The sequence below is a fragment of the Gleimia hominis genome (genome assembly GCF_002871945.2).
GTDB lineage: Bacteria > Actinomycetota > Actinomycetes > Actinomycetales > Actinomycetaceae > Gleimia > Gleimia hominis_A.
Window position 1 is genome coordinate 1,206,473 of sequence record NZ_CP126963.1, and the last position, 16,392, is coordinate 1,222,864.

8 protein-coding genes, 3 rRNA genes and 1 pseudogene are annotated in these 16,392 nt (G+C 53.8%); 6 read left to right on the plus strand and 6 right to left on the minus strand.

All coding sequences use genetic code 11. The features are described from left to right. The first annotated feature begins 34 nt into the window (after positions 1-34). On the plus strand, positions 35-634 hold the full coding sequence (locus CJ187_RS05365; RefSeq protein WP_102217171.1) for a hypothetical protein: 600 nt from the start codon (positions 35-37) through the stop codon (positions 632-634). Between the two features lie 39 nt (positions 635-673). Here the strand turns inward: CJ187_RS05365 and metG are convergent. Both metG and rsmI read right to left on the minus strand, forming a co-directional pair. Then, positions 674-2,487 (minus strand): annotated as a pseudogene (metG, locus tag CJ187_RS05370) (methionine--tRNA ligase). A gap of 157 nt (positions 2,488-2,644) precedes the next feature. Then, positions 2,645-3,517: a 16S rRNA (cytidine(1402)-2'-O)-methyltransferase gene (gene rsmI, locus CJ187_RS05375; protein ID WP_233187414.1), complete on the minus strand. Its 873-nt coding sequence runs from the start codon at positions 3,515-3,517 to the stop codon at positions 2,645-2,647. 72 nt (positions 3,518-3,589) lie between these two features. On the opposite strand from rsmI, the gene CJ187_RS05380 reads away from it, so the two are divergent. Continuing rightward, on the plus strand, positions 3,590-5,326 hold the full coding sequence (locus CJ187_RS05380; RefSeq protein WP_102217173.1) for a dolichyl-phosphate-mannose--protein mannosyltransferase: 1,737 nt from the start codon (positions 3,590-3,592) through the stop codon (positions 5,324-5,326). Between the two features lie 8 nt (positions 5,327-5,334). Here CJ187_RS05380 and CJ187_RS05385 read toward each other — a convergent pair whose 3' ends face one another. Then, positions 5,335-6,144, minus strand: coding sequence for an alpha/beta fold hydrolase (locus tag CJ187_RS05385; RefSeq protein WP_158237763.1), 810 nt, complete (start codon positions 6,142-6,144; stop codon positions 5,335-5,337). Between the two features lie 263 nt (positions 6,145-6,407). On the opposite strand from CJ187_RS05385, the gene CJ187_RS05390 reads away from it, so the two are divergent. The 4 genes from CJ187_RS05390 to CJ187_RS05405 all read left to right on the plus strand — a co-directional run bounded on the left by CJ187_RS05390 (position 6,408) and on the right by CJ187_RS05405 (position 10,368). Next, positions 6,408-6,812: a GntR family transcriptional regulator gene (locus CJ187_RS05390; protein WP_158237764.1), complete on the plus strand. Its 405-nt coding sequence runs from the start codon at positions 6,408-6,410 to the stop codon at positions 6,810-6,812. Further along, positions 6,805-7,812 (plus strand): ADP-ribosylglycohydrolase family protein, encoded by a 1,008-nt coding sequence (locus tag CJ187_RS05395; protein WP_199171129.1) that lies wholly within the window; start codon positions 6,805-6,807, stop codon positions 7,810-7,812. Before CJ187_RS05390 ends, CJ187_RS05395 begins: the two co-directional genes overlap by 8 nt. Positions 7,813-7,939: 127 nt before the next feature. Continuing rightward, complete coding sequence (locus tag CJ187_RS05400; protein ID WP_102217177.1) at positions 7,940-9,409, plus strand: purine-cytosine permease family protein; 1,470 nt, start codon at positions 7,940-7,942, stop codon at positions 9,407-9,409. A gap of 59 nt (positions 9,410-9,468) precedes the next feature. Then, positions 9,469-10,368, plus strand: coding sequence for a PfkB family carbohydrate kinase (locus CJ187_RS05405; RefSeq protein ID WP_233187415.1), 900 nt, complete (start codon positions 9,469-9,471; stop codon positions 10,366-10,368). Between the two features lie 305 nt (positions 10,369-10,673). Here CJ187_RS05405 and rrf read toward each other — a convergent pair. From rrf to CJ187_RS05420, 3 genes are all read right to left on the minus strand, one after another. Then, positions 10,674-10,791, minus strand: a 5S ribosomal RNA gene (gene rrf / locus CJ187_RS05410). Between the two features lie 214 nt (positions 10,792-11,005). Next, a 23S ribosomal RNA gene (locus CJ187_RS05415) occupies positions 11,006-14,152 on the minus strand. A gap of 430 nt (positions 14,153-14,582) precedes the next feature. Then, positions 14,583-16,137: ribosomal RNA gene (locus tag CJ187_RS05420) — 16S ribosomal RNA — on the minus strand. The 16S, 23S and 5S rRNA genes sit together here, the layout of an rRNA operon. Between the last annotated feature and the right edge of the window lie 255 nt (positions 16,138-16,392).

Here is a 16,392-nt window from a genome sequence, read left to right on the forward strand (position 1 = left end):
ATCTGTACACCCAAGACCGTTCTAGGGATTAGACATGACCACTGACAACACGAAGCCTGAAGATGATACGCAAATCCTTCCGCAAGACCAGCAGAGCGAAGAACCGCCGGTTTCCCCAGTCGAGCAACAAGCCACGGCCGAGGCCGAGACGCCGACGACTGAGTTTCTTAACCCGCAAATAGACGCACCCGAGGTAAAGGCTCCTAAGGTAGAACCCCCCGAGGGGGACCAAACAGACTCACCCGAGGAAGCCACAACAGACTCACCCGAGATTGACCCGACAGATGCCTCGGAGGCAACCACAGCTTTCTCCCCCGAGGCCACGGGCGAACAAGCCCCGCACGGGGATTATGGTGCGCAAACGCAGGCAACAGATGCGGGCACGCCTTTGTACAAGGCGGATTCTGGTGAGCGCACCAGTTCGCTACCACCGGACCGGCCGATTCATTTCGGGCTGTTAACCTGGGCGATCTTGTGCATTCTAATCGGGCTTGCGTGCGTGATACTCCCGTTTATCCCGAACCTGCAAATGTATAACCCCGCGTTGTTACCGACCGTATTCTTCGGCACGGCAGGCGTAGTGATGCTAGTTATCGCCGGGTTCACGTTCTTCAGTTCACGCCGACGAAAATAGCGCCGCAGCGTCCGCGTTTTACTTCCCGAAGTTCGCGCGTTATTTCCCGAGGTTCGCGTAGCGCTCCAGCTCTTCTTCCACCACGGACGGGTCTAGCTTCACGAACACCGGTTTTGGTTTGGACACAGGCGTGCCCACCGAAACCTCGCGCCGCTCCCACTTGGGGACGTTCGTGTAGTCACCGGTGATTATAGGGTAAGAAAGTTCCGCCCCATCATCTGCTTTCGCATCCAGGTCTGTGACTTCTTCAATCCGCGGCATCGGCGCCACTTGCCCCGCGCCGCCCATCACCTGGTCCACCGCGTTCGCCGAATGTGGTAGGAACGGGCTTAACATGAGGTTCAAATCCGCCACCACTTGCGCTAGCGTCCATAAGATTGTGCCCAACCGCTCCCGCTCATCATCGGCCTTAAGTTTAAATGGTTCCGTTTCCGTCACGTATTTATTAGCCTTCGCCACCAGCTTCATGATCGCTGCCAACGCAGCTTTCTGGTGGTGGCGCTCAATCAAACCACCAACGGTTTCAAAACCGCTCTGCACTTCCGCCAGCAATGCACTATCAATGTCTTGCAGCTGCGCGGGTGCTGGGATCTGTCCGAACCGTTTCGCAATCATCGAAGCCGTGCGGTTCACCAGGTTCCCCCACCCCGCGACCAACTCATCGTTAGTGCGGCGCACAAACTCCGCCCACGTGAAGTCCGCGTCAGACGTTTCCGGGCCCGCAGCGGAAATGAAGTACCGCAACGCGTCCGCCTGGTACCTCTCCAGCATGTCCCGCACGTAGATAACAATCCCTCTAGAAGAAGCGAATTTGCGCCCCTCCATCGTGAGGAACTCGCTGGAAACCACTTCGGTCGGCAAGTTCAGTTTCCCAAAATCACCGGGCTCTCCACCCTTGTCGCCCTCACCGTTATAACCCAGCAGTTCCGCGGGCCAAATCTGGGAATGGAACACGATATTATCCTTCCCCATGAAGTAGTACGACAACGCCTCTGGATCGTTCCACCATTTCCGCCACGCCTGCGGATCCCCGGTGCGGCGCGCCCACTCAATGCTGGCCGACAGGTAACCCACTACCGCGTCGAACCACACGTACAGACGTTTACTAGGCTGATCCTCCCACCCCGGCACGGGGATACCCCAGTCAATATCACGAGTCATTGCGCGCGGGCGGATATCCTCAAGAAATTCTTCGAAAACCGGATCACGTTCGGACGCCACCTGCCGGACTCCTCCCGGTCATCCAACCACGCGGACAACGCCCGCGCCAACGCGGGAAGGTCTAAGAAATAATGGTCAGTCTCCACGAACTTCGGGACCTCACCATTAATCTTTGACCGCGGATCAATCAGGTCAGTTGGGTCCAGCTGGTTCCCACAGGTATCACACTGGTCCCCACGCGCCCCTTCCGTACCACAAATCGGGCAGGTGCCCTCAATGTACCGGTCCGGCAGCGTCCGTCCGGTTGACGGGGATACGGCACCGCGCGTAGTTTGCACCATCATGTAACCGTTGTCGCGCACAACCTCAAACATCGCCTGAACCACCCGGTAGTGGTTACCCGTGGTGGTGCGGGTGAACAGGTCATACGACAGGCCGAGCGCCACCAGGTCTTCAACGATCATCCGGTTGTTCTTGTCCGCCAGTTCCCGCGGCTTCATTCCCTGCTGGTCAGCAGCCACTAAAATTGGGGTGCCATGTTCATCTGTGCCCGACACCATCAGCACGTCGTGGCCCCGCATGCGCATGTAGCGTGAGAATACGTCGGAGGGAACTCCGAAACCCGCTACGTGTCCGATATGACGCGGCCCGTTCGCGTAGGGCCAGGCAACTGCTGAAAGTATACGACTCATGCGCCCAGTCTATTATTTTCCGCTCGTCGTTTACTACTTTGCGCCCCGCCCCTACATTGGCAGTTTTTTTGCTTCTAGCGCTGGTTCTTATTCGTAGCGACTGCAGCTACCTATTCCGCCTTTGGAACCGCCTCTTATTTGGCAGCGAGCGCCCTACCTATTTCGCTGCCAGCGCGGCATCGTAAAGCTCGTTTTTACGCAGACCCGTCGCGCGAGCCACTTGCGCGGCCGCGTCTTTTAACCGCATTCCCTCTTGCATTAACTCCAGTACCGTCTGCACGTGATCTTGAGGGTCCGCCACCTGCGGCGCCGCACCCGCCATGACGATCGTGATTTCCCCCAGAACCTCCCCCGCAGTTGCCCGCGCTAACTCTTGTAGTGTGCCCCGCAAGATTTCCTCATGCGTTTTTGTCAGCTCCCGGCACACCACCGCCTGCCGGTCTTTCCCGCACACAGCCGCCAAATCCACCAAAGTTGTGTGCAGACGACGGGGGGATTCAAAAAATATTGTGGTGCGTTCTTCCGTTACCAGTTGCGCAATCGCGTGCTTACGTTCTTTTCCTTTCCGAGGGAGGAATCCCTCAAAGCAAAACCGGTCGGTGGGCAGACCCGAAACGGCTAGTGCGGTAAGTACCGCTGAGGGACCGGGGAGTGCACTAACCCGCACGCCTGCTGCGATAGCGGTTTGGACCACGCGGTAACCGGGGTCCGAAACGGTGGGCATTCCCGCATCTGACACGAGTAGCACGCGTTGGCCAGTTGCTGCGGTTTCCACCAGTGCCCGCGCCTTGTGGTTCTCATTGTGTTCATGCAGTGCCAGTACGCGGCCACCGGGTTCAATTCCGAGCCGGGAGCATAACCCGCGGAGCCTGCGCGTATCTTCCGCAGCGATCACATTCGCCTGCTCGATAGCACGCACGAGCCGTGTTGAGGCATCATCTGTTTTCCCAATCGGGGTTGCCGCCAGCAGGATCGTTCCGGGTGATTGAACGTAGTTATTGTGCTCCACGTGCAATAGCATCGCACACATACACCCCGCGGGGCATCCCCGTCCCGCCCCTATAGCAGCGGGTGCAACAACCACAGGCGCATTTTAAGTAACATGAGGGCTGTGCACGAACTACCACTAATCCACCCGTTACGCTCTAAAGCCTGGGTGTTGACGCTCGTGATAATGGGGGTCGCTGCGTTAATCCGGATCCTGGGGTTGAGCGCCATACCAACCATAGTTTTTGACGAAACCTATTATGTAAAAGACGGGTGGTCCCTCACGCAATTTGGATATGAGGGTAAGTGGGAAACGGCGGATGCGAGCGCGGTTGCTCAGGGGGATCCGGGGGCGGAACGCGATGCGATTAACAAAGCGTTCGCACGCGGCGACACCTCGGGGCTTAGCACTGAGGCAGCGTACGTGGTGCACCCGCAGACAGGTAAGTGGCTGATCGGGATGGGGATGCGTCTGTTTGGCCAGTCGAATCCCCTGGGGTGGCGGATTGCCGCTGCGGTCGCTGGAGTCTTGTGCGTCATGCTGGTTTGCCGGCTGGCGTGGCACTTGTTTTACTCGCGCATTGCCGTGGCGCTTGCGGGCAGTTTCGTGGCGTTAGACGGTGTGAGCATCGTGCTGTCACGCACGGGATTGCTAGATGTATTTCTGGCCTTGTTCACGCTCGCTGCTTTTTTGTGTATTGTTTTGGATTACCGCACTTCCAGCGCCGTGTTGCGTAAAAAGTATTTGGAAACCACAAATCCTCCACATTTGCTAGACCACCGCATCCGTGCAGGCTCACAGGATCCGAGTAGCTCTACCGGGGCTGCCAGTACCGCACCCCAGTCAGGTACGACGGCTGGGAGCGCGCCTTGGTTAGCACCGCCCGCTGGTGCGGGGGCTTGGTTAGGTGTGCCGAAACGCAACGCAGCGTCGCCGCGCTCGCCTAGGGGTGGCGTGGCTTGGCTCGGCCCGTCTGCGGGTCGGCGTCCGTGGATGTTCGCGGCGGGAGTGTTCGCGGGGCTCGCCATTTCTGTTAAGTGGTCTGGCTTGTACGTGCTGGCGGCCCTGGGGGTTTTTGTGGTGTTATTTGAGTTCGGCCGGCGCCGCAAACGTGAGCCCCACCCGTTTTTCACTGCTGTTATCGGTGAGGGATTGCCCGCATTCGTCACGTTAGTACCCACGGCTGCGGTTGTTTACGTGCTCTCGTGGTGGTCCTGGTTTACGCATCCGCGTGCGTGGGGGCGCGTACACAGCGGCGTGTTGGGAACGTTATCTGACTGGTGGCAGTACCACTTGCAAATGTATGAGTTCCACCGCGGCCTAGGTTCGCACCACAGTTACATGTCGTCGGCACCGCAGTGGTTACTGCAGCTGCGCCCAACCTCGTTTGCCTACCAAAAACCAGGGGGTAACTGTGGTTCCTCCGAATGCGTGCAGGCGGTGCTGGCACTGGGGAATCCTCTACTGTGGTGGCTGGGAGCAGCTGCCTTGGGGCTGCTCTTGGTCTTGTTCGTGCACCGGGTTTGGACGCGCAAAAACGTCTTTGTTGAAGGCGTTCTGCTAACTGGTTACGCGGCTACCTATTTACCGTGGTTCCTATATCTAGATCGCACCACATTCAACTTTTACACAGTAGTGCTTGCCCCGTTCGTCGCGTTGACGTTAACTTGGGCAGTTCGGGAAGTCGCCGCACTCGTGTTCCCACGTTCCCCCGTGCTTGCATTGCTTGTGGTTGCGCTTGTTTTCACCCTGGTAGTGGCTGCGGCCCTGTTCTTTATGCCTATTTGGACAGGCCAAACCATTTCTTATGACGCTTGGCATTTACGCATGTGGCTACCCTCATGGGTGTAGCGAACTGCCTAGCGCACTTTGGGGGCAACAGACGCGGTTGCCTCAATGAAAAAGTCATTTAGTTGAGCGGGTTGTTGATGGCCCATACCTTGTACGATTTCGAGCTTGCTATCTGGAATCAGTTCGTGCAGCAGGTGCGCTTCTTCCACGTCGATCACCCCATCTTCGTCCCCATGCACTATGATGGTGGGCACTTTGATTCCTTTGGTTTCCTCCGCCCACGGCTCGGTAGCAGCCATTGCTGCACTTTGGCGTTCGTTGCCGACGAATGACACGCCGCGTTCCCACATTTGTCGGGCTAGTTTCTCAATGTGACCTTCCGGGTATGGGTATTTACTGCCCGCAAGACGCGGCATACTCTTTTCGCGGTATTGCACGTAACTTTCCTCGTTTTCGAATGGTGCTTGCGGGTTAATCGACATTTCAGTAGCTGGAGTGTGTTTTGCGCGCGTGTAGAACAGGCCGAGTCCAAGCACTTCTTCTGGGTATTTTATTGCGAGTAGTTGGGAGATCATTCCACCCATTGACCGGCCCGTAAGTACCGCTGGTTTCCCAAAATGCTTTATGAGGGCGTGCGTGTCTTCCACCATGTCGAAAAGCGTGTACCGACTGGTTGCGCGCAATGATCGGCCGACGTCCCGGTTGTCAAATGAAACTACGTCGTACCCAGCTTCTGTCAATCCAGTTAGGTAACCTGTGGGCACCGCGATCCGCTGAGCACTATGCCCCTCCAAGTTTATTATGAGCGCGCCATCGGGGTTACCAATGCGCTCAAAACAAATACTTTCGTTGGGCCTGACCTCTAAGAATTGTTCCATACTCCAGTGTATGGGCCACGCGCATGCGTAGGTCAAGTATTTTAGGCACGGCTTCGAGAATAATAACTGGCGCGTTTTTGCCCAAGCCATACCCGCAACTATGCGCAGACTTTAGTCTGGGGCGAACTGTAAAGCTGCGCGCCTTATCGTGAACCGACCGACAAGTACCTGTAGCATCGACCAAGAAGAACAATAGTGCTATACAGGTAGTAGATAGGTCCACTGCCCTCAGCTATATTTAAGATATGATAAAGAATTCAGCCTTGAAGTCAACATTTCTCGCACAGGTGCGAGCGGATACTTTGGGGCAGGTAATCCGCGGTGGCAACTACGCGCAAGGCGAGCATCTAGCGCCAGAAGCGGTGCTTGCTGCCACTTTTAGTTTTGCGGGCGGAACAACTCGCGGGGCATTAGCCATTTTGGAAGAAGACAATGTGATACCGAACAAACCCGGGGTCGGTATATTCGTCTCTTACCACGGATACCCGCTTGATAATACAAGCGGACGGTCGTTTAACCGTAAGAGCGTTGGTCTCGAAACGCAAGTAGAGACCAAGCGGATAACTTATGACGCCAATGGTCACCCTGCTGAATACGTTATCTCTTATCTACACCCCCAATATTTTTCTGTTCATTCTGCATTCACGAAAGGGAAACAACGTGGATAAACTACAGCGTGCATATGCCACACTTGCAGGGTTAGCGTTAGGTGATGCACTCGGGATGCCTACGCAATCTATGAGCCCCAACCAAATCCGCGATTCCTATGGAGGGCCAGTTTCAGGTTTGCGGTCTTCAGGTGAAGACCAGCCCATCGCGCCTTTAATGCAGGCCGGATCGGTGACCGACGACACAGAACAAGCAGTTCTCTTAGCTGAGCTACTGATTGAAGATAAGGGAAGAATTGATCCGCCCAAATTGGCCCGCCGGCTACTTGACTGGGAAGCGAAGATGGAGACAAATGGTTCACTGGACTTGTTGGGTCCCTCAACCAAGCTGGCTTTGCAACAGTTAAGAGATGGCGTTCCCATGGAGAACTTGGGAACAACCGGCACCACGAATGGAGCTGCGATGCGTGTAGCTCCGATTGGTGTCGCTTGCGCCCTAGAGTCACCGCGCTTGTTTGACCTTGTTTTTGACTCTTGCCGTTTAACTCATCGCACGGTAAATGGAATTCAAGCAGCAACTGTAGTTGCCTTATCAGTCAGTGCCGGGATTGAGGGTTATTCCATAACAGACGCAATCCAGTACTCCTTGGGACAAATAACAGACCGTGAACTTGGTGGAGTATGGAACCCGCAAGCACTTGTCGCCAGTCGGATTGAGTACGCCCTAGAAGTTTCCCAGCTCCACAATGGGAGCGAGTCGAGTTTTATCACTTCTGTACAAAAAGAAATCGGTACGTCAGTGGAAGCCAATGAGTCAATCCCGGCTGCGTTTGCGCTGCTTCACTACTACCGAGAAAACCCGTATCAGGCACTAATTGCCGCAACAAATATTGGTGGGGATACCGACACCATCGGCGCAATAGTCGGAGCTATTATAGGTGCGACGTGTGGAAGTACAGTATTTCCACACGATGAGGTTTCTTTGGTAGAAAACGTATCGGGTATCAACTTTTTGGATTTAGCACAATCTTTGGTAGAGCTTAGGATGAACCACGCATGAGCGTTTAGAACTAACCGATTACAAAAATTAGTTTTATCTAGTGGATACCGGCGAGGAAGCAGACGAGCCACAAGATTAAGTAGAAGCCGCATCCCCGTAAGCGGCGGTTATTATTTGAGGTGAAAAAATGAGTATCAAGAGTTTCTTCTCGAGTGTCGAGGAAAGAGGTATTGAACCAGTTCCCCTCGCAGATAGAAATGGAAATCCGAAGGATCTCTTTTGGGTTTGGTTTGCCGCGAACATTTCGATTCTTGGCATTCCTCTTGGAGCGTCTTTAGTAGCACTGGGGTTGAATCTGTGGCAAGCGGTCTTCGCTACAGTTGTTGGGGCGGTAGGATCATTTGCCTTAGTAGGCGCGGTGTCAGTCGCTGGACGAATCGGTGGAGCCCCCTCGTTAACACTTTCACGATCCATTTTCGGAACTAGCGGAAACCGCGTACCGACACTGGTAGCTATGCTAAGTCGGCTGGGTTGGGAGACAGTTAACACCGTGACTGGTGCTTTGGCGTTAATGTCGCTTGTGGCAATAGTAAGCGAAAAAACTATTGTGCATCATCGCACCCCGGTGGTAGTTATTTCAATCCTTATTTTTGTTTTGCTTACAGTTCTTGTCTCTGGATTTGGCCACCATTTGATCTTGAAAGTTCAAAAGTACTCTACCTGGGTATTCGGATTGCTAACGCTGATCGTGGTTTTCTATTTGGCGTCAACTGTGGACTGGCAGATGGTGTTAAACAAGCCCGGAGGCTCTTTAAGCGCGGTGCTTATAGGAGTTGGGATCATAGCCGGCGGAACTGGACTAGGGTGGGTGAACTCGGGGGCGGATATGGCTCGCTACCAGCACCCTAAGGTCTCCTCTAGTAGCCTCATTGCGTCTGCAGCTTTTGGCGCGGGAATTCCCTTAATTATAGTAATCGGTATCGGTTCAGTACTGGGCGCTAGTAACGCGACGCTTACTCAAGCTGCTGACCCAATTTCCGTTGTAAGAGAAGCTCTGCCGACATGGGTTGCGGTCGCGTATCTAATCGCTGCTTTCGCAGGGCTTGTTATGTCCAATAACCTCTCGGTCTATTCTGCAGGGCTAACTCTAATCACGTTGGGCGTACGGATTCCCCGGTATTACGCTGTAATCGTAGACGTTATTGTCATAACCATCGGAGCGGCGTGGTTCCTCTTGGGGTCCGATACTTTTTACGGCCCTTTCATTACGTTTATTTCACTTTTAGCAGTACCGCTCAGTGCCTGGACTGGGATTTTCCTGTGGGATCTTAGTAAACGGAAGACCTACCGCGAAGACAGTTTGCTAGACACTTCACGTTCCGGACTTTTCTATTTTCTAGGTGGGTTCGCCCCGGGAGCAAGCTGCGCGTGGTTGGCTGGCACAGTTTTCGGGTACCTGTTCTATCGGGCGCAAGTGAGCGCAGATGTAACCTGGTTTGCCGGACCTTTCGCTGATACTTGGTTGGGGCGAAACGGTTTAGCTTGGCTAGCTTGTCTTCTAGTCGCCACTGTTCTATACGCTCTTCTTCGCCCGATGGATGAGCGAATTCTGGTGAGCCGCTTAGGCCAAACTACGACCAAGGGCGAAGGGGAATAATTGAGATGTTAGATTCACCAGCCCTATTTCATTGTGGACAGGTTCTTGTTGACCTTACTATGCAGATTGACCATTTGCCTGGGAAGGGTGAGGATATTTTTGCACGAGGTTTCGCAAGCCATGCTGGCGGTGGTTTCAATGTTCTATTCGCTGCCCGCCAGATGAACGCTCCCGTCTACTATTGCGGGCCTATAGGCACCGGGTTACACGCGACGGAGGTGTTGTCATCTCTCAGTAAGATTGGTGTGTCATGCCTGGGTCCGCGCTTAAAGAACGTCGATACGGGCTTTTGCGTAGCATTAACGGAGGATGATGGGGAACGCACTTTCGTCTCTACGGCAGGCGCGGAAACCATGCCGACAGAAAACGCGTACGACAACCTACCTATCGGCCCCTCGGACATCGTGTACATTTCCGGGTACTCGTTTGTATCCGAAAAGAGTACTGCTGCCATTTTACGACTCTTAGAGCGCCATCAAGCGGATCCCCCTTTGTATGTTTTCGACACATCACCGGTAGTAGACAAAATACCTTTGGAGGTCTTGCACTCTTTAACGCAGGCACACCCGCTGTGGAGCGTGAATGAACGCGAGTCGCGGATTCTTGCTGGACGCCTCGCTCTGCCACGAGATCGCAACCTCGCTGTCCGAGCGAAAGCTCTAGCAGACTCATTGCACGCCCCTGTAGTTTTGCGTGCGGGGCACCAAGGATCTTTTTTCTGCGACCAAACGGAGAACGTATTGCAACATATTAGCCCCGTTCCCGTGTCCCCTGTAGATACCAATGGCGCCGGGGATACGCACTGCGGGGTACTGGCCGCTAAACTGCTACAAGGCGCGAGCATGCAGGAGGCTCTCATATGGGCGAACTGTGCTGCAGCGCTCTCTACTGAACAGCATGGACCGGCAACCTGCCCGACATACGAACTCGTTAGCCAAAAAATGAGCGAACGCACGTAGCAAGCGCCAATATGCCGGAGCCTGCTTTAAAACCGAGACACAAACTGGGATACGCATGCTCAAAAATAGCGACGCTGCAGACCAATTGATCTGTTTGGTGTGGTTGTGTGTTCTTGCCGCTCTTACTCACAGGCGTATGAGCAAGTCAGTCAGTAAGTAAGACAGAGTGTAAGTGAGTGAGTAAACGTGTGAATAAACAAGTGAGACAGTAAGTAAGCGCGTAAGTAAAACAGTGTGGTTTGGATACGTGTTTTGGGGGGCCAACACACGTTAGTGTGTTGGCCCCCCTTTTTTTGGTGTTTTGTGTGTGGCGGTGTCTTACTCTCCCACAACCCCCCGGTTGCAGTACCATCAGCGTGCTAGGGCTTAGCTTCCAGGTTCGGAATGGTTACTGGGCGTTTCCCCTAGGCTATGACCACCACACAAAACTATGCGTGTCAACCCCCCCCATGTGTTTTGGTTGGTTGGTGGGTTGGTGGTGAACCGTATAGTGGTATGCGTGCAAAACCTTAATGTTTGCTCGTTCTCTTTATTGTGCTCCCCTCCAGTTAACACTACGTCACTAACTAGTGTCGTCGCGCGGTGGGGGGTTGTTTCCTGCACTCGCGTCCCCGTTGTTCCTTGGGTCTGTTATGAGCTTGTTTTTCCTGTTCGACTATTAGTACCAGTAAGCTAAACCCCTCACAAGGCTTACACACCTGGCCTATCAACCCAGTCATCTACTGGGAGTCTCACCCCACAAGCGTGGGTGGGAAACCTTATCTCGAAGCCGGCTTCCCGCTTAGATGCTTTCAGCGGTTATCCAAAAATACCGAACGTAGCCAACCAGCCATGCACCTGGCAGTACAACTGGCACACCAGAGGTTCGTCCGTCCCGGTCCTCTCGTACTAGGGACAGGCCTTCACAAGTTTCCAAACGCGCGCAGCGGATAGGGACCGAACTGTCTCACGACGTTCTGAACCCAGCTCGCGTACCGCTTTAATGGGCGAACAGCCCAACCCTTGGGACCAACTCCAGCCCCAGGATGCGACGAGCCGACATCGAGGTGCCAAACCATGCCGTCGATATGAACTCTTGGGCAAGATCAGCCTGTTATCCCCGGGGTACCTTTTATCCGTTGAGCGACAGCGCTTCCACAAGCAACTGCCGGATCACTAGTTCCTACTTTCGTACCTGCTCCACCCGTCAGTGTCACAGTCAAGCCTTCTTCTACACTTACACTCAACACCTGATTACCAACCAGGCTGAGAAGACCATTGAGCGCCTCCGTTACCATTTAGGAGGCAACCGCCCCAGTTAAACTACCCACCAGGCACTGTCCCCCACCCGGATCACGGGCGAAAGTTAGACAATCAGAAGTATCAGAGTGGTATTTCAACAACGACTCCACACCCACTAGCATGAGCGCTTCAAAGTCTCCCACCTATCCTACACAAACACACCCAACCACCAATACCAAGCTATAGTAAAGGTCCCGGGGTCTCTCCGTCCTGCTGCGCGAAACGAGCATCTTTACTCGTACTGCAATTTCACCGAGTTCATGGTCGAGACAGCGCAGAAGTCGTTACGCCATTCGTGCAGGTCGGAACTTACCCGACAAGGAATTTCGCTACCTTAGGATGGTTATAGTTACCACCGCCGTTTACTGGGGCTTAACTTCAAACCCTCGCCACCCAAAAGAGTGGCTAAGCCTTCCGCTTAACCTTCCAGCACCGGGCAGGCGTCAGTGCGTATACATCGCCTTACGGCTTCGCACACACCTATGTTTTTGATAAACAGTCGCTTCTGCCAAATCACTGCGACCAAACCCAAACCACAACCCTGAAAAAGCCATGTCCGGGTTTGGCCCCCCTTATCCCAAAGTTACGGGGGCATTTTGCCGAGTTCCTTAACCATGATTAACTCGCCGCCTCGGTATACTCTACCTGACCACCAGAGTCGGTTATGGGTACGGGCAGTATTGCTTCTAACGCCGAGGCTTTTCTAGACACCACAGGATCACCCACACCCACACGCCAACGCGCGCAGGCCCATCAGCCCTCACCTTCGCACAATAAGTGCAGCCACCCGGATTTACCAAGACAGCAGGCCACAACCTTAGACTGGCACAACCACCGGCCAGCGCAGGCTACCTCAATGCGTCACCCCTGTTAACGCGCTTGCCTACCCAAGAAGGGACCCCAAAACCCACCCGCAACCACACTCCCGAAAGAGCACGGTCGCATTGTGGATGATGGTTAGCACAACTTTGTCAGCACGATCGAAACAACACCGGTACCAGAATATCAACTGGTCATCCATCAACTACGCCTGTCGGCCTCGCCTTAGGACCCGACTAACCCAGGGCGGATAAACCTAGCCCTGGAACCCTTAGTCAATCGGCGGACGGGATTCCCACCCGTCAAACGCTACTCATGCCTGCATTCTCACTCCCACGCACTCCACCAACACTCACGTGCCAGCTTCACCACACGCAGGACGCTCCCCTACCCAACACAACAAAAAACCATTATGCTGCCACGGCTTCGGCGGCGTGCTTAAGCCCCGCTAAATTGTCGGCGCACAATCACTCGACCAGTGAGCTATTACGCACTCTTTCAAGGATAGCTGCTTCTAAGCCAACCTCCTGATTGTCAATGCAACTGCACATCCTTTCCCACTCAGCACACCCTTAGGGGCCTTAACCGATGATCTGGGCTGTTTCCCTCTCGACTATGAAGCTTATCCCCCACAGTCTCACTGCCACGCAAAAACCAAGACGGCATTCGGAGTTTAGCTGACGTCAGTAACCAAACGGCCCCTCAACCAACCAGTAGCTCTACCACCACCCGGCCCACGCAACGCTGCACCAAAATGCATTTCGGGGAGAACCAGCTATCACGGAGTTTGATTAGCCTTTCACCCCTACCCACAACTCATCCCCCCAGTTTTCAACCTAGGTGGGTACGGTCCTCCACGACCTACTACAATCGCTTCAACCTGGCCATGGGTAGATCACCCCGCTTCGGGTCTAGAGCACGCAACCACAAACGCCCAAAAACATTTAAGACTCGCTTTCGCTACGACTACCCCACAAAGGGTTAACCAAGCCACGCACCACTAACTCGCAGGCTCATTCTTCAATAGGCACGCCATCACCACAACCACAAAAAAACATGGTCGACTGGCTCTGACGGATTAAAAGCGCACGGTTTCAGGCACTATTTCACTCCCCTCCCGGGGTACTTTTCACCATTCCCTCACGGTACTATCCACTATCGGACACTTGGTAGTATTCAGGCTTACCCAGTGGTCTGGGCAGATTCACAGCAGATTCCACGAGCCCACTGCTACTCGGGACACACTCAAGGCAGGCAAACAGGAACCACCTACACGACTATCACGCACTACGGTCAGCCATCCCAAACTATTCAGCTCCCCACTTGCATTTATCACTACCCGGCCCCCCGGCAGAAGAACCAAAAAACATATCCCACAACCCCACATGCGCAACAGCTGCCGCCTTGACACGCACACAGTTTAGCCATCATCCACTTTCGCTCACCACTACTCACAGAATATCTCTTCCAGCAGGTACTAAGATGTTTCACTTCCCCACGTTCCCCCCAACCCCCTATACATTCAAAGGCTGGTAACCAGGCCAAAGCCCAGTCAGGTTACCCCATTCGGAAACCCCTGGATCACAGCTCGCTCGTCAACTCCCCAAGGCATATCGCAGACCACCACGTCCTTCATCAGCTCCAAGCACCAAGGCATCCACCGAACGCCCCAAAACAAAAAACAAACCAAACCCAAAAAACAAACAAGAACACAAACAAAAAACAACAACAAAACACAATACAAACAAACAAACAAAAAAGATGCTCGCAACCACTATACAGTTCACCAACAACCCAACCACCACACCCCCCACCACCAGCAAAAACCAGCAGCAAGAAACATGAAGCCAAAGGCCACAAAAGGAATTGACCCTAAACCCGATAGCATGCCCCACCAACACCACACACAAAAACACGCGCAGCACCAGCAAGCAAATCCCAGCCCAACCCAGCAGAGCAAGCAAAACACTCACACCCACCAAGCAGTAAAAACACTCAAAGCCCCTGTTTAATCCCTCAAAAAAATCCAAAACCAAGGAAACTCACCAACCCAGCCCCCACCCAAACACAGCAGGAACAAACCAAGCCAGCAAGCAAAAAGCAAAAATCCTTAGAAAGGAGGTGATCCAGCCGCACCTTCCGGTACGCCTACCTTGTTACGACTTCGTCCCAATCGCCAATCCCACCTTCGACCGCTCCCCATAAGGCCACGGGCTTCGGGCGTTACCAACTTTCGTGACGTGACGGGCGGTGTGTACAAGACCCGAGAACGTATTCACCGCAGCAATGCTGATCTGCGATTACTAGCGACTCCACCTTCAAGCAGTCGAATTGCAGACTACTATCCGAACTTAGAACAACTTTAAGAGATTAGCTCCACCTCACAGTATCGCAACCCTCTGTACCATCCATTGTAGCATGCGTGAAGCCCAAGACATAAGGGGCATGATGATTTGACGTCATCCCCACCTTCCTCCGAGTTAACCCCGGCAGTCCCTAGAGAGTCCCCAACCATAAAAAATGTTGCTGGCAACACTAGACAAGGGTTGCGCTCGTTGCGGGACTTAACCCAACATCTCACGACACGAGCTGACGACAACCATGCACCACCTGCACACCAGCAAAAAGAAGAGTCGATTAAAACCCCGCCCGGTGCATGTCAAGCCTTGGTAAGGTTCTTCGCGTTGCATCGAATTAATCCGCATGCTCCGCCGCTTGTGCGGGTCCCCGTCAATTCCTTTGAGTTTTAGCCTTGCGGCCGTACTCCCCAGGCGGGGCACTTAATGCGTTAGCTACGGCGCAGAAAACCAAAACGGCCCCCCACACCTAGTGCCCAACGTTTACAGCATGGACTACCAGGGTATCTAATCCTGTTCGCTCCCCACGCTTTCGCTCCTCAGCGTCAGTAACGGCCCAGAGACCCGCCTTCGCCACCGGTGTTCCTCCTGATATCTGCGCATTCCACCGCTACACCAGGAATTCCAGTCTCCCCTACCGCACTCAAGCCTGCCCGTACCCACCGCAAGCCCACAGTTAAGCCATGGGATTTCACGACAGACGCGACAAACCACCTACAAGCCCTTTACGCCCAATAAAACCGGACAACGCTAGTACCCTACGTATTACCGCGGCTGCTGGCACGTAGTTAGCCGGTACTTCTTTACCAGTATCAATCAACCACCACAAAAGCGGCCTTTCAACCCAGCGAAAAAGGTTTACAACCCGAAGGCCGTCATCCCTCACGCGGCGTCACTGCATCAGACTTGCGTCCATTGTGCAAAATCCCCCACTGCTGCCTCCCGTAGGAGTCTGGGCCGTATCTCAGTCCCAATGTGACCGCCCACCCTCTCAGGCCGGCTACCCGTCAAAGCCTTGGTAAGCCATCACCCCACCAACAAGCTGATAAGCCGCGAGCCCATCCCAATCCACAACAACAAAAACATTGAAGCCTTTCCCACCACCCCCATGCGAAGGAAGCAGAATATCCCGTATTAGCCACACTTTCATGCGGTTATCCAAAAGAAAAGGGCAGGTTACTCACGTGTTACTCACCCGTTCGCCACTCTCACCACCAAGAAACAAAAAGAATCAAGATGGATCCCGTTCGACTTGCATGTGTAAAGCACGCCGCCAGCGTTCGTCCTGAGCCAGGATCAAACTCTCCAAACAAAAACAAAAACATTCAGAAAGCAAACCACCACCAACCAACCAAAAAAGCCAGCCAGCAGCAGCCAACCCCAACCAAAAAACAAAAGAAAAAACAAAAACAAAAAGCAAAAAAAGCCAAGAAAACACACTATCAAGTTCACAAACAACCCCACCAGCGAGTCGGTTTGAAACTCTCCGTTTCGCGCCTCGCTCGCGGCGACAGATATAAACTTTACTGATGACGTCTAACCACGTCAAGCTCGGGTTGAGTGAGTC